22 protein-coding genes and 1 pseudogene are annotated in these 22887 nt (G+C 72.8%); 3 read left to right on the plus strand and 20 right to left on the minus strand.

Annotation, left to right across the window (positions count from 1 at the left end; all coding sequences use genetic code 11):
* Nucleotides 1–33: 33 nt before the first annotated feature.
* From OG982_RS14980 to OG982_RS14990, 3 genes are read right to left on the minus strand one after another with little or no spacing between them, the layout of a single operon-like run.
* A complete protein-coding gene (locus tag OG982_RS14980) occupies nucleotides 34–279 on the minus strand; it encodes a hypothetical protein (protein WP_266786657.1) in 246 nt (81 codons plus the stop codon).
* A 19-nt stretch (nucleotides 280–298) separates the two neighbouring features.
* On the minus strand, nucleotides 299–1057 hold the full coding sequence (locus OG982_RS14985; protein ID WP_266786656.1) for a CbtA family protein: 759 nt from the start codon (nucleotides 1055–1057) through the stop codon (nucleotides 299–301).
* Between the two features lie 34 nt (nucleotides 1058–1091).
* Entirely contained in the window at nucleotides 1092–1307 is a 216-nt protein-coding gene (locus OG982_RS14990; protein WP_266786655.1) for a CbtB-domain containing protein, read from the minus strand.
* A gap of 254 nt (nucleotides 1308–1561) precedes the next feature.
* On the opposite strand from OG982_RS14990, the gene OG982_RS14995 reads away from it, so the two are divergent.
* Nucleotides 1562–2095, plus strand: a complete 534-nt coding sequence (locus OG982_RS14995) for a histidine phosphatase family protein (protein ID WP_266786654.1) — start codon at nucleotides 1562–1564, stop codon at nucleotides 2093–2095.
* Between the two features lie 29 nt (nucleotides 2096–2124).
* Here the strand turns inward: OG982_RS14995 and pucL are convergent, their stop codons facing one another.
* The 3 genes from pucL to OG982_RS15010 form a co-directional block, all read right to left on the minus strand.
* Complete coding sequence (gene pucL / locus OG982_RS15000; RefSeq protein ID WP_266786653.1) at nucleotides 2125–3042, minus strand: factor-independent urate hydroxylase; 918 nt, start codon at nucleotides 3040–3042, stop codon at nucleotides 2125–2127.
* Nucleotides 3043–3272: 230 nt separating this feature from the next.
* Nucleotides 3273–4625, minus strand: coding sequence for an aspartate aminotransferase family protein (locus OG982_RS15005; RefSeq protein WP_266786652.1), 1353 nt, complete (start codon nucleotides 4623–4625; stop codon nucleotides 3273–3275).
* 238 nt (nucleotides 4626–4863) lie between these two features.
* Nucleotides 4864–5700: a SigB/SigF/SigG family RNA polymerase sigma factor gene (locus OG982_RS15010; protein WP_266786651.1), complete on the minus strand. Its 837-nt coding sequence runs from the start codon at nucleotides 5698–5700 to the stop codon at nucleotides 4864–4866.
* Between the two features lie 325 nt (nucleotides 5701–6025).
* Here OG982_RS15010 and OG982_RS15015 point away from each other — a divergent pair, with 325 nt between their 5' ends.
* On the plus strand, nucleotides 6026–6433 hold the full coding sequence (locus tag OG982_RS15015) for an SHOCT domain-containing protein (protein WP_266786650.1): 408 nt from the start codon (nucleotides 6026–6028) through the stop codon (nucleotides 6431–6433).
* A 70-nt stretch (nucleotides 6434–6503) separates the two neighbouring features.
* On the opposite strand, the gene OG982_RS15020 is transcribed toward OG982_RS15015, so the two are convergent.
* From OG982_RS15020 to OG982_RS15075, 13 genes and pseudogenes are all read right to left on the minus strand, one after another.
* Nucleotides 6504–7580 carry a CE1758 family FMN-dependent luciferase-like monooxygenase gene (locus tag OG982_RS15020; RefSeq protein ID WP_266786649.1) on the minus strand — a complete coding sequence of 359 codons (1077 nt, stop codon included), beginning with the start codon at nucleotides 7578–7580 and terminating at the stop codon, nucleotides 6504–6506.
* A gap of 65 nt (nucleotides 7581–7645) precedes the next feature.
* Nucleotides 7646–8065: a type II 3-dehydroquinate dehydratase gene (gene aroQ / locus OG982_RS30985; protein WP_323139295.1), complete on the minus strand. Its 420-nt coding sequence runs from the start codon at nucleotides 8063–8065 to the stop codon at nucleotides 7646–7648.
* A 42-nt stretch (nucleotides 8066–8107) separates the two neighbouring features.
* Nucleotides 8108–9214: pseudogene (aroB, locus tag OG982_RS15025) on the minus strand (3-dehydroquinate synthase); the annotation flags it as partial.
* Nucleotides 9211–9744 (minus strand): shikimate kinase, encoded by a 534-nt coding sequence (locus tag OG982_RS15030; RefSeq protein ID WP_266786647.1) that lies wholly within the window; start codon nucleotides 9742–9744, stop codon nucleotides 9211–9213. The gene OG982_RS15030 and the pseudogene aroB, both read right to left, overlap by 4 nt.
* Complete coding sequence (gene aroC, locus OG982_RS15035) at nucleotides 9741–10925, minus strand: chorismate synthase (RefSeq protein WP_266791944.1); 1185 nt, start codon at nucleotides 10923–10925, stop codon at nucleotides 9741–9743. The genes OG982_RS15030 and aroC overlap by 4 nt, the downstream gene beginning before the upstream one ends.
* Before the next feature lie 60 nt (nucleotides 10926–10985).
* Entirely contained in the window at nucleotides 10986–11651 is a 666-nt protein-coding gene (locus OG982_RS15040) for an SDR family NAD(P)-dependent oxidoreductase (RefSeq protein WP_266786646.1), read from the minus strand.
* Nucleotides 11648–12829 carry a 3-hydroxybenzoate 6-monooxygenase gene (locus tag OG982_RS15045; protein ID WP_266786645.1) on the minus strand — a complete coding sequence of 394 codons (1182 nt, stop codon included), beginning with the start codon at nucleotides 12827–12829 and terminating at the stop codon, nucleotides 11648–11650. The genes OG982_RS15040 and OG982_RS15045 overlap by 4 nt, the downstream gene beginning before the upstream one ends.
* Nucleotides 12830–12835: 6 nt before the next feature.
* Complete coding sequence (gene aroA / locus OG982_RS15050; protein WP_266949921.1) at nucleotides 12836–14116, minus strand: 3-phosphoshikimate 1-carboxyvinyltransferase; 1281 nt, start codon at nucleotides 14114–14116, stop codon at nucleotides 12836–12838.
* A gap of 430 nt (nucleotides 14117–14546) precedes the next feature.
* Entirely contained in the window at nucleotides 14547–14897 is a 351-nt protein-coding gene (locus tag OG982_RS15055) for a hypothetical protein (protein ID WP_266786644.1), read from the minus strand.
* Entirely contained in the window at nucleotides 14894–16795 is a 1902-nt protein-coding gene (locus OG982_RS15060; protein WP_266786643.1) for an anthranilate synthase family protein, read from the minus strand. Before OG982_RS15060 ends, OG982_RS15055 begins: the two co-directional genes overlap by 4 nt.
* Nucleotides 16792–17436 (minus strand): isochorismatase family protein, encoded by a 645-nt coding sequence (locus OG982_RS15065; RefSeq protein ID WP_266791940.1) that lies wholly within the window; start codon nucleotides 17434–17436, stop codon nucleotides 16792–16794. Before OG982_RS15065 ends, OG982_RS15060 begins: the two co-directional genes overlap by 4 nt.
* Nucleotides 17437–17482: 46 nt before the next feature.
* Nucleotides 17483–18253, minus strand: a complete 771-nt coding sequence (locus OG982_RS15070) for a 2,3-dihydro-2,3-dihydroxybenzoate dehydrogenase (protein WP_266786642.1) — start codon at nucleotides 18251–18253, stop codon at nucleotides 17483–17485.
* 17 nt (nucleotides 18254–18270) lie between these two features.
* A complete protein-coding gene (locus OG982_RS15075) occupies nucleotides 18271–19476 on the minus strand; it encodes a 3-deoxy-7-phosphoheptulonate synthase (RefSeq protein ID WP_266786641.1) in 1206 nt (401 codons plus the stop codon).
* A 196-nt stretch (nucleotides 19477–19672) separates the two neighbouring features.
* Here OG982_RS15075 and OG982_RS15080 point away from each other — a divergent pair, with 196 nt between their 5' ends.
* Complete coding sequence (locus OG982_RS15080; RefSeq protein WP_266786640.1) at nucleotides 19673–20644, plus strand: transaldolase family protein; 972 nt, start codon at nucleotides 19673–19675, stop codon at nucleotides 20642–20644.
* A gap of 45 nt (nucleotides 20645–20689) precedes the next feature.
* Here the strand turns inward: OG982_RS15080 and pabB are convergent, their stop codons facing one another.
* Nucleotides 20690–22882 carry an aminodeoxychorismate synthase component I gene (gene pabB, locus OG982_RS15085; protein WP_266948693.1) on the minus strand — a complete coding sequence of 731 codons (2193 nt, stop codon included), beginning with the start codon at nucleotides 22880–22882 and terminating at the stop codon, nucleotides 20690–20692.
* Nucleotides 22883–22887: the final 5 nt, after the last annotated feature.

A 22887-nucleotide genomic window follows, 5' to 3' on the forward strand; every position in this document is an offset into this window, starting at 1 on the left:
GGTCGGTTCAAGGGCACTTGAGGGGAGTGGGCGTCACACCACGACGACGGCGACCGTGGCCGCCCCCATCAGGGCGGCGGCGAGGTGCATCGCGGGGTGGCCGTAGTCGCCGAACCAGAGGTGGCGGGCCAGGCCGCCGAGTGCGGCCAGGGCCGCCACGACGCCGATCTGGGCGATCAGGGTGGCGGCGGTGAAAGGGGCCAGGAGCAGGAGGACCGAGTTCAGCCAGAAGGGGGCAGCGCCCGTCCAGCCTCGCCATGCGGAGATCTCGGTCTGCATCTGCTCCGGCCCCTTGTCGTCAACCCGTCGGCTGCACAGCCTCCTTGGCGGTGCCACCGGGCACAAGAGCACGTTCGGCTAGATAACCGAAGGCGAGGCCGAAAGTCGTCCAGAGCGCGGCCTGGATGGCCAGGGACGCGAGCCGGAACTGCCAGATGAGGACGGCCGGGAAGTCAGCCGGGACCTCGTTGATGCCGGGCAGGAACGCGTACGCGACGCCGATCACCGCGATGAACGCGAGCGCCGCGATGACCGAGGCGTTCCAGTTGCCCGTCTTGGGGGCGAGGCGGCGGCCCAGGATCAGGGCGCCCGAGGCGAGCAGCACGCTCAGGGCGATCATCAGCAGGTAGAGGACGGTGCGCCGGGTCGCCGTGTCCGGGTCGCCCACGGCCGGCGGGTTGGCGGGGTACTTGAAGAACGGCACCAGCGTGACGGTGACGAACAGGGCGCCGGTTACCAGGGCGGCCGTGGCCCGCGGGCCGAAGCGGCCGATCCGGCCCAGGGCGTAGCAGAAGACGAGCGCGGCGATGCCGCCGAGCGCGACGCCGTAGAGCAGGACGCCCGTACCGAGGCCGGCCGTGGCCTGGAGGGCCCGGCTGACCGGGGCCTCCTCGCCGTGGTCGTGCCCGCCGACGGCCGCGGCCGCCTCCTCGATCGCGATGGCAGCGTCGACCTTGGACTCGCCCAGCAGATACGCCACGAGGAACGCGGCGACACCGGCCAGCAGGCCGGCCAGCATGCCGCGCACCAGCAGTACGCGGGGGGAAATGGTGTTCACTTTTCGGTTTCCCTCGGGGAGATCGTGAGCGAGATCAGTGGCAAGGGAAGCCGAGCAGGTGGCGGCCGTCGTGCAGCCACTCGTGGATGGTCTCGCCCTGGAAGACCGCGGTGGCGCCCTGCTCGACGCCGACGAAGTACAGCAGGACCAGCGTCAGGACGGCGGCGAAGACGGCCCACGGGGTGAGGGCGGAGAGGGAAATCGGGGCGATGGCGGCGGGAGCCGTCGTGGGCACGGCGGAGTGGGCCATGGCAGAACCTCCAGAGGGAACACGCGTCCCGGTCAGTGGTGCTCTTGACGAAGGTGGCGGGTCTGACTTGCCTCTCTACCCAGCGTGCAGGAGGTTTCACAGTGGCGCGACCGTGCCGGAGTTTCACCGGTGCTTCCGTCATGCCTTCGTCATGTCGTCCGAGACCGTACCGCGCGCATGGCTTGAACACCACGGCGTGTGTCCGCTGTCTCACGCCGTGGGCGCGCCCTTCGCGCGCCCTCTACGCTCCCCCCATGTCCTCGCCGTCATCCCCGAACCCGACGCCCCCGATGCCCTCGAAGTCCCCGACGGCACCGCCACCCCCGGGTCCGTCCTCCGTGCGCGTCCGTCTCGTCACCCCGCCGCTCGGCCCCGCCGCCCGCGAGGGGCGGTTCGGGTACGGGGAGCCGTGTCCGGGCCACGACGGGCTGCGCGGCCCGGACACCGGTGCCTGGGCCGGCCGGACCCTGGAGGAGGTGGCGTCCGAGGACCCGGCGGCGGTCCGGCGCTGGCTCACGGACCCCTCGTACGCGCCGCCGGGCGGGGAGTCGTCGGCCGCGCTGATCGCGCGGGTCGGCGCGCACCTGGCCGGGCTGGCCCCCGGCACGCACCGCGTCGTGGTCGAGCAGGCCGTCGTACGGGCGGCCGTGGTGCACGCCCTGGAGCTGCCGGCGGCGGCCTTCTGGCGGCTCGACGTACGGCCCGGGACGGTGACCACGCTCAGCGGGCGCGCCGGCCGGTGGAACCTCCTCGTAGGACAGCCGGAGTTGGGACAGCCGGAGCTGTGAGGCGGCCGGCGCTGCTGTGACGACACTCCCTAGGCCACGATCCAGTCGCTCGTCGCGATCACCGGCCGCACGCCGTCGCGGTGGACGGTGCCCTCGATCAGGCCGTACATCCGGTCCGCCGCGAAGTACACCTCGTTGTCGTTCTTGAGGCCGAAGGGCTCCAGGTCCACGAGGAAGTGGTGCTTGTTGGGCAGGTTGAGGCGCACCTCGTTGACCTTGGGGCAGTGGTCGAGCACCCGCTCGGCCATCTGGTTCAGGGTCTGCTGGAGCGAGTAGGAGTAGGTCTCCGCGAACGCCTCCAGCATGTTCTTGCGGACCTTCTTGTACGCCTGGTCCCAGTCGTACGAGGAGTCGTCGGCGGCGAGCGCCGAGTGCGCCCAGCGCGCGGTGACCTTGGTCGCCAGGATGCGGTCGTACGCCTCCTGGAGCGTCGTGTACTTGTCCTTGATGTACCCGTGGAACTCGGAGTTCGTCGAGTTCATCACGGTCAGGTCCTTCAGCCCCGAGATGACCTGGAGGCCGGTCGTCTCGCTGTAGGTGATCTGCGCGGTGCGCACCTCCTGTCCCTTGCGGACGAAGGAGTGCTGCTCCTTGCGCGTGGGGACCGGGATGCGGTCCCAGACGTACTCCTCGATGCGGATCTGCGCCTCGCGGATCGGCTGCTGCGAGGAGACGAAGTGCTTGGCGAGCAGGATGCCGAAGGCCTCGGGCGAGTCGATGCCGTGCTCCTTGCCGAAGGCGTACACCGTGTTCTTGGTGGTGTCGGTCGGCAGGCAGTTGGCGTTGTCGCCGGTCAGGTGCACGTCGCGGAACTCACCGCGCAGGGCGACGGAGACGTTGAGGTCGCGGATCTCGTGCCAGGAACCGTCGTTGCCCTTGCGGGTGACCTTGACGATGCGGTTCTCGGCCTTGCCGTACTGGTTCTGGGCCAGGACGTGCTTGCTCATGGCTGTCTTCCTTCGGGTACACGGAGTCCGACTGACTGGATCCCGTACGCCCGGCGTCCAGCGGTCGGCCCGCTCCCCGCCGTTCGGTCACGGAGGACCGCCCCGGGACTGACGTGCATCCCGGTCCGTAGGTGCTCTCTCGGATTCCAGCACGTTCACGTGGTGTTCGGAATGGAGCGGAACGTCCAAGACGGGCACCCACGGATTGGGTGACGGTGCGTTCATACAGGTCAGAGCGCGTGCGCGTCCGCGACCGTCAGGGCCTCGTCGAGGATCGCGAGGCCCTTGGCGACGTCCTCCGGCGTGATGTTGCAGGCCGGGGCGACGTGGAGGCGGTTGCCGGCGACCAGCGGCCACAGGCCGCCCTTCTTGCAGGCCGCCGCGAACTCGGCCATCGGCGCGTTGTCGGCGCCCGCCGCGTTGTACGGGACGAGCGGCTCGCCCGTCCCCCGGCTCCGTACGAGTTCCAGTGCCCAGAAGGTGCCGAGCCCCCGGACCTCGCCGACCGAGGGGTGGCGCTCGGCGAGCGCGCGCAGGCCCGGGCCCAGCAGTTCCGCGCCGGTGCGGGCGGACTGGGCGACGATGCCCTCCTCCTCCATGACGTTGATCGTCGCGACGGCGGCCGCGCAGGCCAGCACGTGCCCGGAGTACGTCAGCCCGCCCGGGTAGGGCCGCCGGGCGAAGGTCTCGGCGATGGCGGCCGAGATGGCGACGCCGCCGAGCGGGACGTATCCGCTGGTCACGCCCTTGGCGAAGCAGATGAGGTCGGGGGTGACCTCCCAGTTGTCGGCGGCGAACCAGGTGCCGGTCCGCCCGAAGCCGACCATGATCTCGTCCAGGACGAAGACGATCCCGAAGCGGTCGCAGAGTTCGCGGACCCCGGCGAGGTAGCCGGCCGGCGGCACGAGCACGCCGGGAGCGCCGCCGACGGTCTCCAGGATGATCGCGGCGATGGACTGCGGGCCCTCGAAGACGATGGTGTCCTCGAGGTGGCGCAGGGCGCGGGCGCATTCCTCGGCTTCGTTGGCCGAGTGGAAGGGCGAGCGGTAGAGGTACGGGCCCCAGAAGTGCACGACCCCGGCGGTCGCGGTGTCGTTGCCGAAGCGGCGGGCGTCACCGGTCAGGTTGATCGCGGTGGAGGTGGCGCCGTGGTACGAGCGGTACGTGGACAGCACCTTGGGACGGCCGGTGTGCAGGCGCGCCATGCGGACGGCGTTCTCGACGGCCTCGGCGCCGGCGTTGGTGAAGAAGATCTTGTCCAGGTCGCCGGGGGTGCGCTCGGCGATCAGACGGGCGGCCTCGGAGCGGACGTCCACGGCGAAGCCGGGGGCGACGGTGCACAGCTTGGCGGCCTGCTCCGCGATGGCCGCGGCCACCTTGGGGTGCTGGTAGCCGATGTTCGTGTAGACGAGGGCGCTGGAGAAATCGAGGTAGCGCTTGCCCTCGTAGTCCCAGAAGTACGAGCCCTCGGCCCCGGCCACGGCGAGCGGGTCGATGAGCTCCTGAGCCGACCAGGAGTGGAAGACGTGCTTGCGGTCGGCGTCTTTGACGGCGGCGAGGGCGTCAGCGGCTTCTGCGTTCATATCCTGAGGGTAATTGTCCAGCATGTGGACGCCGGGGCGGCCGGGCCGCGCGGCGACCTGACGGATCCGGGGATCCCGGTTGGCGGGACGGATCCGGCCGTCCTAGCGTCGCGAAGGAGTCGCGCCGGCTTCTCCCCGCGGCCACAGGGGAGCCGCGGGGAGGGCCCGCGCACTCGGACGACGCGCCGGCCGCCCCCGCTGGTGAGCCCCCGGCCCCGGCCCCCGCCCCCCGCGCCCGTCAGGCCGTTTCCGTGACGTGCTCGTCCGCGTCCTCGTGTTCCGGATCGGTGAGCAGGCCGGTGCGCAGCCGGGCCAGGGTGCGGTTGAGCAGCCGGGAGACGTGCATCTGGGACAGGCCCAGCCGGTCGCCGATCTCGGCCTGCGTCAGCTCCTGCCCGAACCGCAGCGAGAGCAGGGTGCGTTCGCGGTCCGGCAGTTCGGCCAGGATCGGCTTGAGGGACTCCAGGCACTCGATCTTGTCGTACGCGGGCTCCTCCTCGCCGATGGCGGGCGCGCCCGCGTAGGAGGCGAGGTCGCCGTCGTCCTGGGCCGGTGCGTCCAGGGAACGCGCCGAGTACCCGTGCGCCGCCTTCTGCCCCTCGGCGAGTTCCTCGGGGCTCACGTGCAGCCGGCCGGCCAGCTCGGTGTCCGAGGGCGGGCGGCCGAGGTCCTGCTCCAGGGCGTCGTGCGCCTTGGCGGCGTCGATCCGCAGCTCCTGGAGTCTGCGGGGGACCTTGACGGCCCAGCTGGTGTCGCGGAAGAACCTCTTGATCTCGCCGGTGATGGTGGGCATCGCGAAGGTCGTGAATTCCACCCCGCGGCCGGGGTCGAACCGGTTGATGGCCTTGATCAGGCCGATCGTCCCGACCTGGACGATGTCCTCCATCGGCTCGCTGCGGGCGCGGAACCTGCGGGCGGCGTAGCGCACCAGGCTCAGGTTGAGCTCGACGAGGGTGTTGCGGACGTACGAGTACTCCGCGGTGCCCTCGTGCAGCTGCGCGAGGCGGGTGAACAGGGCGGTGGAGAGGGCCCTGGCCTCCTGCGTGTCGACGGCTGTGAGGTCTGTACGGTTCATCGCTCTGCGCTCCTCCGGCGGAGGGTCCCGGCCGTGGGGCCGTCGTTGCGCTGTCCTGGGGGATATACCCGGCCGCGCCGCGCCGTACCCGGGGGCGTTCCGTACGCAGTCCGGTGCGGTCCGTGTTCGCGCAGGTCAGAGCCTATTTAACGGAATGCTTCCGCGGAGTGGCGCAAGAGGCTGGGGCCGTCGGTGGGGGTGGTGGGGCGTACGGGGGGGGCGTGTCACGGCGGTCCGGCTCCCAGTGGCGATCTTGGGGGCTCGCTGCCATGGTGATCACGTCGGCTGACACCCAAGCGAGGAAACGAGCGGCAGGAGTGCAGCGATGAATGGTTCGGTCAACCTGGCCTACGACTACCCGGTACTGGGTGCGTTCTGGACCGTGATGTGGATCTTCCTCTGGGTTCTGTGGTTGATCCTGCTGTTCCGGATCATCGTGGACATCTTCCGGGACCACGAGATGAACGGCTGGCTCAAGGCCCTCTGGCTCCTGTTCATCATCCTCATCCCGTTCCTCGGCGCTCTGGTCTACGTGATCGCCCGGGGCCGGGACATGGGCAAGCGGGAGTTCAAGCACGCGCAGGAACAGCAGCAGGCCTTCAACTCCTACATCCGGGAGACGGCCAAGACGGGCACCGCGGCCGACGACCTGGAGCGGCTCTCGGAGCTCAAGGCCAAGGGCGTGCTCACCGAGGAGGAGTTCCAGCAGGCCAAGCAGAAGCTGCTCTCCTGACCTCTCCTGACCGCCGGCTCGGGCCGGTCCGGATGCCCCCCGGCACCCGGACCGGCCCGAAGCCGGGGCCTCAGTCCCGTGCCACCGCCGGGTGGACGGGGGCGTCGGGGACGCCGGGGCGGCGCACGGACTCCATCTCCTTGCGCAGCACCGGCACCACCTCGGTGCCCAGGATCTCGATCTGCTCCAGCGCGGCCTCCAGCGGCATCCCGCCGTGGTCCACGTGGAACAGCTGGCGCTGGTAGTCCCCGTAGATCTCCCGGAACTCCAGCGTCTTCTCGATGGCGTGCTGCGGACTGCCGACGGTCAGCGGCGTCCGCGCGGCGACGTCCTCCAGGGCGGGACCGCCCCCGTAGACGGGGGAGTTGTTGTAGTACGGGCGGAACCCGTTGATCGCGTCCTGCGAGCGGGGCTTGATGAACGTCTGGCCGCCCAGGCCCACGATCGCCTGCTCCGGGGTGCCGTGCCCGTGGTGCGCGAACCGCTCCCGGTAGTACTCGACGAGCGGCTTGTAGTGGCCGGTGGGCGCGAAGATGTTGTTGACGAAGAACCCGTCCCCGTAGAAGGCGGCCTTCTCGGCGACCTCCGGCGAGCGCACGGAGCCGTGCCAGACGAACGGCGGCACGCCGTCCAGCGGGCGCGGCGTGGACGTGAAGTTCTGGAGCGGCGTGCGGAACTCGCCCTGCCAGGTCACCCGCTCCCTCCTCCACAGGGTGTGGAGGAGCCCGTAGTTCTCGGCGGCGAGCGGGATCGCGTCGCGGTGGTCCTGGCCGAACCACGGGTAGACGGACGGGGTGTTGCCGCGGCCCGTCATCAGGTCCAGCCGGCCCTCGGCCAGGTGCTGGAGCAGCGCGTAGTCCTCGGCGACCTTCACCGGGTCGTTGGTGGTGATCAGCGTCGTGGAGGTGGAGAGGAGCAGCCTCTGCGTGCGCGCCGCGATGTTCGCGAGCAGCACCGGCGGGGCCGAGGGCACGAACGGCGGGTTGTGGTGCTCGCCGGTCGCGAAGACGTCGAGTCCGACCTCCTCCGCCTTCAGGGCCATCGCGGTCATCATGCGAATGCGCTCGTTCTCGGTCGGCCTGCGGCCGCTGACCGGATCGACCGTGACGTCCCCGATCGTGAAGATGCCGAACTGTACTGCCGTCATAGCCTGTTCTCCTGCGGTGAGTGCACCCGGGGGTGCCTGGGGGTGCGCACGGGCGCGCGCGGGTGTCAGCCGGCGGCGATCGCGTGCAGGGCCAGCCGGTACGACCCGATGCCCAGCCCGGCGACGGTGCCGCTGGCGACGGCGGAGACCACCGAGTGGTGCCGGAACGCCTCGCGGGCGTGCGGCTGGGAGAGGTGGACCTCGATCAGCGGGGCCGTGCGCTGCGCCACCGCGTCCCGGACCGCGTACGAGTAGTGGGTGAAGGCCGCCGGGTTCAGTACGACGGGCAGCTCGCGGTCGGCGGCCTCGTGGAGCCAGCGCACCAGCTGCCCCTCGTCGTCGGTCTGGCGCACGTCCACGTCGAGCCCGAGTTCCTTGCCCAGGGCCCGGCACTCCTCGACGAGCCCGGCGTACGTGGTGGTCCCGTAGATCCCCGGTTCGCGCGAGCCGAGCCGGCCCAGGTTGGGGCCGTTGAGGACGAGCACCGGCCGGGCGGCGCCGGCCCGCGCCGTGCCGGCGGGCGAGGTGGCGATGGCCGCGTACGCGGCCTCCAGCAGCCCGGGCGCCGGGTCCGCGAGGACGGTGGGGCGGCCGATCCCGTCGAGGACGATGAAGCGGAGGGTGGCGCCGCGTGCCTTCTTGTCCAGCCGCATCGTGCCCAGCAGCTCGCGCCAGCGGTCGCCCCGGTAGCCGGTGGGCAGGCCCACGGAGGTCAGGACGGCGCGGTGCCGCTTGACCTCCTGGGCCGACAACCGGCCGTCCAGGCGGGCGAGTTCGGCGGCGAAGACCAGGCCGACGGCGACGGCCTCGCCGTGCCGCCAGGAGTAGCGCTCGTTCTTCTCGACGGCGTGCGCGAGGGTGTGGCCGTAGTTGAGGATCTCGCGGAGCCCGGACTCCTTGAGGTCGCCGGAGACGACCTCGGCCTTGACCCGGATGGACCGCACGATCAGCTCGGCCAGGTGGGGCCCGGCGGGCGTGCGCGCGCCGGCCGGGTCGGCCTCGATCAGGTCGAGGATCACCGGGTCTGCGATGAAACCGGCCTTGATGACCTCCGCGAGCCCGCTGACGTGGTCGTCCTCGGGGAGGGTGTCCAGCGCCGCGAGGTCGCAGAGCACGCCCGCCGGGGGGTGGAAGGCGCCGACGAGGTTCTTGCCCTCGGCGGTGTTGATGCCGGTCTTGCCGCCGACCGCCGCGTCGACCATGGCCAGCACGGTCGTCGGGACGGCGATCCAGCGCACCCCGCGCAGCCACGAGGCCGCGACGAAGCCCGCCAGGTCGGTGGTGGCGCCGCCGCCGACGCCGATCACCACATCGGTACGGGTGAACCCGGCGCGGCCGAGCGCCTCCCAGCACTGGGCCGCCACCGCGGCGGTCTTCGCCGCCTCGGCGTCCGGGACCCGCAGGGCGATCGCCTCGTAGCCGAGCTCCTCGGCCCGGGCGCGCAGCGCGTCGGCGGTGCCGGCCAGCGCCTCGGGGTGGAGCACGGCCACGCGGTGGGCGCGCGGCCCGATCAGCCGGTGCAGTTCGGCCGGATCGGCCAGGACGCCCCGGCCGACGAGCACCTCGTAGGGCTCGGTGCCCTCGCTGCCGCCGACCCGGATGCGTGTCGTGTTCTCCTCGGTGGGCCCGGTCATGCCGTCACTCCTCGCTCGGTGTCCACTCCCATGGCCCCGGCGACCGTCCCCGCGACCTGCTCGGGGGTGCGGCCGTCCGTCCGTACGACGAACCGCGCGACCTCCAGGTACAGGGCGCGGCGCTCGTCCTGGAGCTCCTGCCAGCGCCGCACCGGGTCGCTCGCCAGCAGTGGGCGGCCGGTGTCCAGGCCGATCCGCCGCATGGCCTCCGCGACGTCCACGTCGAGGAAGACCACCGGGAGCCCGGCCAGCAGGGCGCGGCTGCCCGGGTGCCCGACGGCGCCGCCGCCGAGCGCGAGGACCCCGTCGAAGCCGGCGGCGGCGCGGGCCACCGCCTCGTGCTCCAGCTCGCGGAAGCGCGGTTCGCCGTCCTCGGTGATGATCTCCGCGACCGAGCGGCCGGTGCGGTGCACCACGTCCTGGTCGGTGTCGAGGAAGGGGACGCCGAGCCGCTCGGCGAGCAGCGCGCCCACCGTGGACTTGCCGACGCCCATCGGTCCGACCAGGACGATCAGCGGGCCGCCGCTCATCGGATGCGCAGGTGGTCGAGGTAGGACCGGACGTTGCGGCGGGTCTCGGCGACCGAGTCGCCGCCGAACTTCTCGATCACGGCGTCCGCGAGGACCAGGGCCACCATGGCCTCGGCGACGATGCCGGCGGCCGGGACGGCGCACACGTCGGAGCGCTGGTGGTGCGCGGCCGCCGCCTCGCCGGTCGCCACGTCGACCGTGGCGAGGGCCTTGGGGACGGTGGCGATCGGCTTCATCGCGGCGCGCACGCGCAGCAGTTCGCCCGTGGTGAGTCCGCCCTCGGTGCCACCAGAGCGGCCGGAGGTGCGCTTGATGCCCTCGTCCGTCGCGACGATCTCGTCGTGCGCCTGCGAACCCGGTACGCGGGCCAGCTCGAAGCCGTCGCCGACCTCGACGCCCTTGATCGCCTGGATGCCCATCAGCGCAGCGGCCAGCCGGGCGTCCAGCCGTCGGTCCCAGTGGACGTGCGAGCCGAGGCCGACGGGAAGTCCGTACGCCAGCACCTCCACCACGCCGCCCAGGGTGTCGCCGTCCTTGTGGGCCTGGTCGATCTCCGCGACCATCGCCTTCGACGCGTCCGGGTCCAGGCAGCGCACCGGGTCCGCATCCAGCTTCTCCACATCGGCGGGGGTCGGGTAGACGCCGTACGGGGCCTTGGCGGCGGCCAGTTCGACCACGTGCGAGACGATCTCGACGCCGGCGACCTCCTTCAGGAACGACCGGGCGATCGCGCCGAGGGCGACGCGCGCGGCCGTCTCGCGGGCGCTGGCGCGCTCCAGGATCGGGCGGGCCTCGTCGAAGCCGTACTTCTGCATGCCCGCCAGGTCGGCGTGACCGGGGCGCGGCCGGGTCAGCGGCGCGTTTCGGCCGGTCTCCTTCAGCTCCGAGGGGTCCACGGGATCGGCCGACATGACCTTCTCCCACTTCGGCCACTCGCTGTTGCCCACGGTGACCGCGATGGGGGAGCCGAGGGAGAGCCCGTGCCGCACCCCGCCCTGGAAGGTGACGACGTCCTGCTCGAACTTCATCCGGGCACCGCGGCCATAGCCGAGCCGGCGCCGGGCCAGGTGGTCGGCCACCAGCTCCGTGGTGACCGGGACCCCGGCCGGAAGCCCTTCGAGGACGGCGACCAGGGCCGGCCCGTGGGACTCTCCGGCGGTCAGCCAACGCAACCTGCTCAGCACTTTCTCACTGCTCCCTCTGTCGTCGGTCGGTGTCGGTGTCGGTGTCGGTGTCGGCGCTCAGGCGTCGCCGGACGGGTCGGAGCACAGGCGCAGCACCCGCTCCGCGAGCTCCTCCGCGGTGGCGGCGCCGTCGTCGAGCGCGGCGATCCGGACACCCAGGTCAGCGGACTCGGCGGCGGCGGTGGCCGTCAGGGTGGTCAGCGCGGCCGCGTAACCGGCGTACGCGCTGCGGCCGATGAGCCGCTCGGTACGCGGCACGGCGAGCGCGGTGTTCACGATGACGCCGCTGCCGCGTGCCTCCATGGGGGCCAGCTCGTGCTTCATCGCCGCGAACAGGCCCGTGAGGTGGGCGGCGAGGGACACCACCCAGTCGACCTCGACCAGACCGGTGCCGGACCCGGGCCCCTCCGGGCCGGTGACGCTCGCGTCGTTGAACGCGAAGTCCGGGGCCCCGAACCGCTCCACCGTCGCCGCCACCATCCGGGCGGCCGCGCCGACGCCGTCCCGCGCCACGTCCGCCACCACGGAGCCGGCCCGTCCGCCGGCGTCACGGATCAGCTTGACCGTGCCCGCCAGCTGCTCCTCGTCCGGTCCGGCGACCATCACGGTGGCGCCCTCGCGGGCGAACGCGATCGCCGTGGCCCGGCAGGCGCCGTCGCCAGCCCCGCTGACCAGGGCGACCTTTCCGGCGAACTTCTGTGCGTGTCCTGCGGTCGCCGTCATCGGAGCTTCTCCCCGTGGAGCCAGGCGACCTTGTCGTACATGTCCTCGGCCGACAGGCCCGACAGCATCGCGTTGCGTTCGCGGGCGCCCTCGCCCGCCGGGTGGTAGAGCTGACGCCCCATCTCGCGGGCCACCAGCTGGGTCCGCGCGGTGCGTTCGCGGCGTTCCGCGCCGTACTTCTCCAGGCGCTGCACGAAGTCCTCCGCGGCGCAGTCCAGCGCGTCGGAGATCACCACCGCGTCCTCCAGGGCCTGGCAGGCGCCCTGCGCCGCGTACTGGAGCATCGGGTGCGCGGCGTCGCCCAGGAGCGCCACCCGGCCGTCCGTCCACACGTCGACCGGGTCGCGGTCGCACAGCACCCAGGCCTTCCAGTCCCTGCCGAGCTCCAGCAGCCGCCGGGCGGTTTCGCCCAGCTCCGGGAACTCGCCGAGCACGTGCTCGCGGGCGGCCGGCTTGCCGACGACGGCCTCCCGGGCGTCGTCGTCGCGGGTCGCGGCCAGGTTCAAGAACGCGCCGCCACCGATCGGGTAGTGGACGAAGTGCCACTTGGGGCCCGCCCACAGGGTCACGGTGTTCCACCGCAGCTCCTCGGGCACCCGGTCCATGGGGATCACCGACCGGTAGATGGTGTGCCCGGAGACCCGCGGGTCGCCGTCGCCGACGAGCTGGCGGCGCACCGCGGAGCGGATGCCGTCGGCGCCGATCAGCGCGTCGCCGGTGATCCGCTCGCCGCTCGCCAGGACGGCGCTCACCCGGCCCGGGCCGGGGCCGCCGTTCTCGTACGCGACGACGGAGCTCTCGCCGCGCAGCTCGATCAGCGGGTGGGCGCGGCAGCCCTCCAGCAGCGGCTCGTACACGTCGGAACGCTGGACGACGGCGTACGGGTTCCCGAACCGGGCCCGGTAGTCGCCGGTCAGCGGCATGGAGGCGACGCGCTCGTCGGTCGTGCCGTCCATGAAGCGCAGTTCGTCGATGTAGACGGCCCGGGCGCGGACCTGGGCGCCGACGCCGAGCAGGTCGAGGGCGTGGAAGGCGTTGGGGCCGAGCTGGATGCCGGCGCCGAGTTCGGTGAAGCTGTCCCGGCGCTCCAGGACGGTCACCCGGTGGCCGCGGCCGGCGATGCCGAGCGCGGCGGCGAGTCCGCCGATGCCGCCACCGGCGATGAGTATGTTCGCCATCGTGGTTCAGATCCCTTGTGGTGTCGCGGCGCCGGGGAAGAGCCGGCGCAGTTCGTCGTGGAAGCCGGGGAACGTCTTGCTGACGCAGGCCGGGTCGTCGAGGGTGATGCCGTCGGCGCGCAGGCCGAGGACGGAGAACGCCATCGCGATCCGGTGGTCGCGGTAGCAGGCGATCTCGGCCGGCTTCGGGGTGCCGGGGTGGATGGTGATCCGCTCCGGGCCCTCCTCCGTGTGGATGCCGAGGGCGCGCAGGTTGCGGGCGATGGCCTCGATGCGGTCGGACTCCTTGAGCCGGGCGTGGCCGATGCCGTGGACGGTGATCGGGCCGTCGGCGAGCGGGGCGATGGCCGCGAGGGTCATGAAGGTGTCGGAGATGTTGCCCATGTCCACGTCGAACCCGCCGGTGAGGCTGCCGTCGGGGCGGCCGGTGACGGTGGTCGCGGACCCGGTGATCTCCACGTGGGCGCCGGCGCGGCGCAGCACCTCGACGAAGCCGAGGTCGCCCTGGGAGCTGCCGGTGCCGAGGCCGGGGACCGTGACGCGCTGCCCGGTGACGGCGGCCGCCGCGAAGAAGTAGGAGGCGGTGGAGGCGTCGGGCTCGATGGTCAGGTCCGCGGCGGTGTAGCCGCCGGGGTGCACGGTGATCGCGCCGTCGCCGTGGTCCTCGGTACGGGCGCCGAAGTGGTGCATCAGGGCGAGCGTCATGTCGATGTACGGGCGGCTGACCAGGCTCCGCGGGCGGACGGTCAGCGGGGCGGCCATCAGCGGGGCCGACAGCAGCAGTCCGGTGAGGTACTGGCTGCTGAAGGAGGAGTCGAGGGTGATGTCCCCGCCGGCCAGGCCGCGGCCGGTGACGGTGAGCGGCAGGACCCCGGCGGGGCCGGTCGCCACGTCCGCGCCCAGCGCGGTGAGGGCGTCGGCGAGGGGGCGCAGCGGGCGGGCGCGGAGCTGGTCGGTGCCGTCGAAGAGGAACCGGCCGTGGCCCGCGGCGGCGAAGGGGGGCAGGAAGCGGGCGGCGGTCCCCGCGTCGGCGCACCACACGCGGGCGCCGTCGGCGACGGGGCCGCGGCCGAGCCCGGCGACGTCCCAGGCGGGGCCGGCTTCGCCGATCTCGCCGACTTCGGTGACTTCGGTGATGCGGACGCCGAGGTCGCTGAGCGCGGTGCGGAAGGCGAGGGTGTCGTCGCTGACGAGGGGCGCCCGCAGACGGGTGACCCCGGCGGCCGCGGCGGCCAGCAGCAGGGCCCGGTTGGTGATGCTCTTGGAGCCGGGCACCCGCGCGGTCAGCGGGGCGAGGCCGTCGGTCCTCTGCGGTGGGGTACGCACGGCGCGGTGCTCCTTGGTGGGTGCGGTGGGCGGGGGCCGGCCGTCGAAGCGGCGGCCGTGAGACACCCTGCAACGCCCCACCGGGCGGCGGGCAGCCCCCGCCGGGCACTTCGTCAGGTACCCGACACTGCGTCAAACACCCGCCACCGAGCCCCTCCTGCCACGGGCGGCGCGCGGGCACGCCGAACCGGCCGGCGCCGTATCGGCGCCGACCGGTTCGAACCCACCCCGGTCGCGGGACGACCCCGCACGGCCGGCCCGGCCGGGGTGTGGGAAGCCCGCCCCGTACCGCCCGGCCCGGCCCGGCCCCGCACGGCCGGGGTTGTGGGGAGCCCGCCCCGTGCTGAGCCGGGCAGCCCCGGGGCGGGGCTCGGTTCGGGTGGGGCTGGGCTCAGGCCTCGGTCTGCCCGGCCAGGGAAAGGGCCAGGCCGTGGCCGGAGAGGGCGGCGATGGTGAAGGCGCCTTCGACCGTGGCCTCCACGTCGAACAGGGTGCGTTGCACCGGAGGGCGGCCGATGAGTTCCGCGGCCCGGGCCGGCAGCGGCGCGGCGGCCGCCTCGGCGGACTCCCACAGGAGCACCGCGCCCCACCGCTCGGTCTCCGGGTCGGAGATCCAGAACTTCAGGCGCAGGCCCGGCACCCCCGCGAAGCGGTCCACGGCCTCGTCCCGGAGGAACGTACGCAGAGAGGCGATGGTCTGGCCGGACCCGGCCAGGTCCCACCACACGACGGCGGCCTTCACCGGGCACGCTCCCGCAGCAGCCCGGTGAGCGCGTCCCCGACGATCCGGGGGCCGTCCTCGGTGAGCACCGCCTCCGGGTGGAACTGCATGGAGCGGAAGCCCCAGCCGCGCAGGGCGTGCACCTCGCCGGTCTCCGGGTCCCGGCTGACCTCGATCACGCCGACGTCGCTGTCGGCCTTCTCGCTGTCGCTGCGCGAGGCGAACGTGTTGTAGAAGCCGACGCGTTCGCGCCGCCCGAACAGGTCGATCTCGCGCTGCACACCCTGGTTGGGGTGCTCCCGCCGGACCAGGTCGAGGCCGAGCCGCGCGCTGAGCACCTGGTGGCTCAGGCACACGGCCAGGAACGGCCGCTCCTGCGCCAGCAGGGTGTCGACGGCCCCCCGCAGGTGCGCGATCTTCGGGTGGCCGGCGTCGCGCGGGTCGCCGGGGCCGGGGCCCATGACGACGAGGTCGTACGGCTCGAAGGCGTACGGCTCGTCGAAGCGGCGGACCGTCACCTCGGCGCCGAAGGAGCGCAGCAGGTGCTCGATCATCGCGGTGAAGGTGTCCTCGGCGTCGACGACGAGCACCTTGCGGCCGACCAGCTCCGGCAGCGGGTCCTCCCGGGCGGTGTCGTCGGCCAGCCAGAACGCGGAGATGTTCTCGTTCCGCTTCCCGAGCGCCGCGCGCACGCCGGGGTGGTCGGCGAACCGGGCCGGGCCGCTCTCGCCGAGGACGGCCAGCAGGCCGGCCGCCTTGGCGCGGGTCTCGGCGACCTCGGAGACCGGGTCGGAGTTGCGGACCAGCGTGGCGCCCACGCCGATCTTCATGCGGCCGCCGGCGTCGATGTCGGCGGTGCGGATGAGGATCGCGGAGTCCAGGGTGCGGGCACCCGCGCCGTCCTGGCCGATGAGGGCCAGCACGCCGCTGTAGTAGCCGCGGCCCTGCGGCTCGTACCGCTTGATCACCTCGCTCGCGCTCTCCAGCGGGGAGCCCGTGACGGTCGGCGCGAACAGGGTCTCGTGCAGGATCTCGCGCGGGTCCCGGTCGGTGCTGCCCTCGATGAAGTACTCGGTGTGCGCGAGGCGGGCCATCTCCTTGAGGTACGGGCCGACGACGCGGCCGCCGCTCTCGCAGATCCGGGCCATCATCTTCAGTTCCTCGTCGACGACCATGTACAGCTCGTCGCACTCCTTGGTGTCGGCGAGGAAGTCGAGGACGCCGGAGAGGGTGGGCCCGGAGGCCGGGTAGCGGTAGGTGCCGCTGATCGGGTTCATCACGGCCCGGCCGCCGCTGACGCTGACGTGCCGCTCCGGGGAGGCGCCGACCAGGGTGCGCTCGCCCGTGTGCACGACGAACGTCCAGTACGCGCCCTGCTCCCGCTCCAGCAGGCGCCGGAAGAAGCGCAGCGCCGAGCCCACGCTGTAGTCGGAGATGTCGGCGACGAAGGAGCGCTTCATGACGAAGTTGGCGCCCGCGCCGGTGCCGATCTCGTCGGCGATGACCTTGCGGACGGTCGCCGCGTAGGCGTCGTCGTCGATGTCGAAGGCGCCGCCCTCCGCGAGGTGCACGGGCGCGTTCGGGATCCGCCACAGCACCTCGGCCAGCGGCAGCGTGCGCTGCTCGGCGATGGTCATCGCGAGCAGCGGAGTCCCGTCGTCGGGCGCCTCGTAGCCGCGCTCGGCGATCTGCCGGTACGGCACGAGGGCCAGTACGTCCTGGTGGGCGCGCCCGGAGTCCGCACCGCCGGCGGCCGCCCCGGCGAGCTCCGGGAGCGGGATGCCGGCCAGCGTGGGGACCTCGGCGATGTCGCCCACGTACAGGTCGATCCGCTCGGCTCCGGTGCTCTCGGGCCGGTGCACGAGCGCGAAGGCGGGGGGCCGCTCGCCCAGCACCCTGCCCAGCAGGTCATCGGTCATGACGGCTCCTTCGCGCCGTCCTGGGCCGTCCCGGGTTTCGGGAGGGCGCCGAGGAGCGCCTTGGTGGAGGTGAGAGTCGCGCAGCGGGCCGCCGCGTACTCGAGGGCCATGCGGTGGTCGGCCCAGGTGAAGTCGGCGATGGCGTCGCCGACGAGGAACGGCTGGATGTCGTGGCTGAAGGCGTCGACGGTCGTCATCAGCACGCCGACGTGCGCGTAGACGCCGATGACGATCAGCTGGTCGCGTCCGGCGGCCCGCATGCGTTCCAGCAGGTCGGTGTGGTGGAAGGCGCTGTAGCGCCACTTGGTGAACACCCAGTCGCCGTCGGCGGGCGCCACCGGTTCGACGACCTGGCGGTGTTCGGGGCTCGGCGTCATGCCGGGACCCCAGAAGTCCTTGAGCAGGCCGCGCTGCTGGGGTGTCATGCCACCGGGCTGCGCGGTGTAGGCGACGGGGATGCCGAGCGCGGCGCAGCGGTCGCGCAGCAGCGCGGCGTGCGCGACCAGGTCGGTGACGGGCTGCTCGCCCGCCGGGAAGGGGGCGAGGAAGAACTTCTGCATGTCGTGCAGGAGCAGGACCGCGCGGTCCGGGTCGATCGTCCAGTCGGCCGGGCCGGTGGGCAGGTCGCCCTCGCCCGGCATCGGATACGCGTCGATCGCGGGGATGTACCGGGGAGGTGTTCCGGAATCAGACACCGAGCGCCGCACCGCCGTCCACTGTGAGGTCGTGCATCGTGATGTGCGAGGCCTCGTCGGAGAGCAGGAAGACGACGGCGTCGGCGACGTCCTTCGGCTGGGCGAGCTTGCCCAGCGGGATCCCGACGCGGAAGGTCTCGGGGTTGCCGTCGATGGAGACCTGGGCGTGGGACTTGTCCTCCCACATCGAGGTCAGCATCGGGGTGTCGGTGGAGCCCGGCGCCACGAGGTTGGCGCGGATGCCGTACTTGGCGACCTCCAGGCCGAGGCACTTGGTGAACATGGTCGCGGCGGCCTTGGAGGCGGCGTACGCGGACATCTCGGAGCGGGCCGTGCCGGCCGCGTTGGAGGCGACGGTCACGAGGGCGCCGCTCTCGCGCGGCACCATGCGGTTGACGACGGCACGGGACATGAAGAAGACGCCGGTGGTGTTGACGGCGAAGGTGACGGCCCAGTCCTCGTCGCTGAGGGAGCGGGCCGCGCCCATGCGCAGCACGCCGGCCGCGTTGACGAGGTAGTCGATCGGCCCGAGGGTCGATTCGACCTCGGCCACCACCTCGTCGACCTCGGAGCTGAGGGTGACGTCGGCGGGGAACGCGGTGACGTCCATCCCGTCCTCGACGGCTGCCTTCGCGGCCTCGCGCAGCGGTTCGGCGTTCAGGTCGACCGCGGCGACGCGGACTCCCCGGGACGCCAGGGCGCGGACGACGGCCTCGCCGATGCCACCGGCGGCGCCGGTGACCAGAGCGGTCTTTCCTTGCATGATCGTTCGATCCCTTCTCAGCCGCGCCAGGCGGAGGCGACCTCGATCGCCTGCTCCGGGTTGAGGCGCGGGTCGCAGAAACTGGTGTACTTCTCGCCCAGTTCGCCGACCCGGGAGGCGTTGGCGACGCATTCGTGCACCGGGTCGGGTGTGGTCTCCAGGTGCAGGCCGGCGGCGACGCCGCCGTTGTCGTTGACGGAGGCCTGGAACTCCTCGACCTCGCGGACGACGGTCTCGATGAACCGGGTCTTGTAGCCGCCGGCGCTCACGGTGTTGCCGTGCATCGGGTCGCACATCCACACCACGGGGTGTCCGGCGTCGCTCACCGCGCGGGCGAGTTCCGGCAGCCGCTCGGCGGCCTTCCCGGCGCCCATGCGGGAGATCAGCGTCAGCCGCCCGGGCTCCCGCTTCGGGTCGAGCCGCTCGCACAGGGCCAGCAACTGCTCCGGGGTGGTCTTCGGGCCGACCTTGGTGGCGACCGGGTTGGCGAGCTCCGCGAAGAACGCGACGTGCGCGCCGTCGAGCTCGCGGGTGCGCTCGCCGATCCACGGCCAGTGCGTCGACGTCAGCAGGGTGCTGCCGTCGGGTTCGGTGCGCAGCATCGGGCCCTCGTAGTCGAGCAGCAGGGCCTCGTGGCTGGTGTACACGGGCGGCTCGGCGGCGCTGCGGGCGCTGTCGCCGTACCAGCCGAGCAGCTCCATGACGTCGCGGGCGGCCTGGTAGCCGTCGTACAGCCGGCCGGGGTCGGGGCGGCGCAGCTCGGGGTCGGGCTCCGGGCTGTTGACCATGTGGCCGCGGTAGACGGGGAGCTCGACGCCGCCGATGACCTCGGTCGGGTTGGAGCGCGGCTTGCCGAACTGGCCGGCGAGCCGCCCCACGCGCAGGACGGGCTTGAAGGAGCGGGACTTCATGACGGCCGCGAGCGAGTCCAGGAGCGCGGCCTTGCGCGCGACGTGGCCCCGGGTCGATTCGGCGGGGTCCTCGGCGCAGTCCCCGCTCTGGACGATCTGGATCTCGCCGGCGGCGGCCTTGGCGAGGAGCGCGCGCAGGGCGCGGACGTCCTCGCCCCGGACGAGGGCGGGTGCGGCCGAGAGTGCGCCGCGCACTTCCTCCAGCTTGGCCGGATCGGGCCACTGCGGCTGCTGGCCTGCGGCCAGCGATCTCCAGAGTGCGGTGTCGAGCACGTGGTACCTCCCGGTGCGAAGCTGCCGACGTAGATGCACGAGGAGTCTGTGAACGGGCCGGAGCGGCGAACCACCGGCGGCGCACCACTTCGTCATGTGGGGGTCACTTGGTCAAGTCACGCGAAGTGGCCTGAAAATATGGTGGAATCGCGTGGGAGACGCATGAATTGGGCCGACCTGACAAGGCCTTGTTCGTATTCTGTTCATGATTGAAACGCCCTCCTACGCTCGCCGCATGCTGAGTCAACCGGCCATCGGGCTGCTGAAGCGGCTTGCTGCCGAAGGGGTTTCGCCCTGGCTGGTCGCGGCCAACGGGGACGAATTCCGTTCCGATCCCCCCTTCCATTCCGCGACGGCGGAACTCCTGCACGGTGCCGTGGCGCCGGTTCTCGACCGGGACACGGTCCGCCGGGCGTGCGACGCCTTGTGGAATGCGTTCGTGGAAAGCGGGGGCGGTGAGGGGCGGGTTTCCGTCCCGGTCGATCCCTGGCTCGTCCACGATGTGGAAGCCCTGGTGTCGGCGGCGCGTTCCGTGCACGACGAGGTGGGGCGCCCGAATCTGCTGGTCCGAATTCCGGCGACGCGCGCCGGGCTCGTCGCGCTGGAGGAATGCCTGTCGCTGGGCATCAGCGTGGACGCGGACCTGATCTTCTGTGCCGAGCGGTACGAGGAAGTACTGGCGGCCTATCTCTCCGGGATGGAGCGGGCGCTCTCGCGGGGCCTGCGGCTCCGGCAGATCGCGGCCGTGACGTCGGTGCCGGTCGGGATGCTCGACGCGGAGGTCAACTCCCGGCTCGCGGCCCTGCCGGGCCGGGGCGAGGCGGCCGCCGGGGCCCGCGACACGGCCGCGCTGGCGGTGGCCCGCCAGCTGTACCGGGCGCGGGAGCAGCGGCTCGACGGGGCGTGGTGGCGGGTGCTGCGGGCGGCCGGGGCGATTCCGCCGGGGCTGCTGTGGACCGAGGTGCGGCCCCGGCACGTCACCGCGCTGGTCGGGTGGAACACCGGGCTGGCCGCGCCCCGGGAGGTGCTGGAGGCGGCCGCCGCGGGCGAGCGGCTGTGCGGGGACACGCTGCTGAACGGGCACGCGGAAGCCCGCCGGGCGCTGGACGCGCTCGACGGGCTGGGGATCCGGATGGGCGAGGTGGCCCGGGAGCTGGAGACGGCGGAACTCGACCGCCTCCAGCGCGCCTGGACACTGCGCCCCTGACCGGGGCTCGGCCGGTCAGGCTTCGGTCGGCCCGGCCTCGGCCTGTCAGGCCTCGACCTTCTGCGTCCGGCGGCCGGGGAAGGGGCCGCCGGTCAGGGAGAGGAGGGGGCCGGCCTTGACCGCGGTCTCCTCGAACTCGGCTTCGGAGTCGGAGAGGGCGATGACCGCCCCGCCGACGCCGTAGCGGACCTTGTCCTCGGTGACCAGGGCGGTGCGGATCACGATGCTGAGATCGGCGGCGCCGGAGAGCGAGAAGTAGCCGATCGCCCCGGAGTACACGCCGCGCGGGCCCGCTTCGAGCCGGTCGATGATCCGCATCGTCCGTTCCTTGGGCGCGCCCGTCATGGAGCCGCCGGGGAACGCGGACCGTACGCACTCCACGGCGGTGCTGCCGGCGCGCAGCCGGGCCCGCACCGTGCTCACCAGCTGGTGGGCGTGGGCGTTGGTCTCGACCCGGAAGATGTCCTCGGCCTCGACGGAGCCGGGTTCGGCGCAGCGGCCGAGGTCGTTGCGGACCAGGTCCACGATCATCAGGTTCTCGGCGCGGTCCTTCTCGTTGGTCAGCAGGTCCGCGATCAGGGCCCGGTCCTCGGCCGGCGTGGCGCCGCGCGGGCGGGTGCCCTTGATGGGCCTGGACTCGGCGAGGCCGTCGCGGCCGACGCGCAGGAACCGCTCGGGGGAGGTGCTGAGCACGGCGAGGCCGTCGAACTGGAGCAGGGCGCCGAAGGGGGCGGGGCTGGTGCGACGCAGGTGCCGGTAGCCGGCCCAGGGGTCCATCCGGCCGCGGACCTCGGCCATGTTGGTGAGGCAGACCTCGTACGTCTCGCCGGCCGCGATCTCCTGCTGGCAGGCGTCGATGAGCCGCAGGTACGCGTCGCGGTCGTGGCGCAGCCGGATCTCGCCGGTCAGGACCGGGCCGTCGCCCGCGTCGGCGGGCGCGGGGCGGGGGAGTGGGGCGAGGCGCTCCAGCTCGGCGGCCATGGCGGCCAGCCGGCCGCGCGCGGCGGCCTCCGACGACGCGTGCGACGGCGCGGGCCGCGACGCGTCCGGGTCTTCGGCGGCGCGCTCGGCCAGGGCCAGCAGGTAGCTGGTCCCGGTGGCGTGGTCCAGGACCAGGGCCCGGTCGGCGAAGACCATCGCCGCGTCGGGGTCCTCGGACTGGTGGGCGAGGTCGCCGCCGCACTCGGCCTTCAGCTCGTAGCCGAGGTACCCGGTCCAGCCGAGCGCGTAGTCGAAGGGGAGCTCCGGGACCTCGGTGGCGAGCGAGCGCAGGTCCTGGTCGATCCACTCCAGGAAGGGGCCCGCGCTGATCTCCGTACCGGCCGCGGAGTCCACCCGGACCGTGCCGCTCCACACGTCGGCGCGGGCGACCCGGGCCAGCGGGCCCGTCGCGTCGCCCATCACCGAGAAGCGGCCGTTGCCCGTGTCGGGGCGGCTGCTGTCGAGCCAGAAGGCGTACGGGTTGCCGCGGAAGAGGCGGTCGTAGGCGACCTCGTCGTCCCATCGGGTGGGCAGCTCCTCGACGAGGACCCGGAGCCGGCGCGCGCCCGGACGTACGGCAGCGGTCGCGGCGGCGGATAGGGCGGCAGCCGAGGCAGCAGGTGCGGCGGCGGGCGCGGCAGCAGGTGCGGCCGGGGCGGGACGCCGTCGCGCCGCCCGCCGGACGCCGCCGCTCAGCTCGGCGAAGTTCCGCAGCAGCTCCACGCCGTACTGCGCGCGGATCGACTCCGGATGGAACTGGATGCCCCACAGGGGGCGCTCACGGTGGCGCAATCCCATCAGTACACCGTCCGGCGTCCACGCCGTGGCCTCCAGCCCGGCCGGCAGGTCGGTCACCGCGAGCGAGTGGTAGCGGACCACCTCCATCGGCGACGGAATCCCGGCGAACACCCCCTCGCCGTCGTGCCAGACGGGCGAGATCCGGCCATGGCGCGGCTCCGGCGCCCGCCCCACGGTGGCCCCGTACAGGTGGCCGATCGCCTGGTGCCCGAGGCAGATGCCGAGCACCGGCAGTTCGCCGTGCTCCAGGACCTGCCGGGAGATGCCGAGGTCGGCGTCGCGCGCGGGAGTCCCCGGTCCCGGCGAGACGATGACGTTGTCGAATTCCGCCAGCCGGTCCGGCGTCCAGAGCGGGTCGTCGTTGCGGACGACCTCGGGCTCGCGGCCGCCCACCTCGGTGATCTGGTGGAACAGGTTGTAGGTGAACGAGTCGTGGTTGTCGATCAGAAGCGTGCGCATGTTCT

This window comes from Streptomyces sp. NBC_01551 (assembly GCF_026339935.1).
GTDB lineage: Bacteria > Actinomycetota > Actinomycetes > Streptomycetales > Streptomycetaceae > Streptomyces.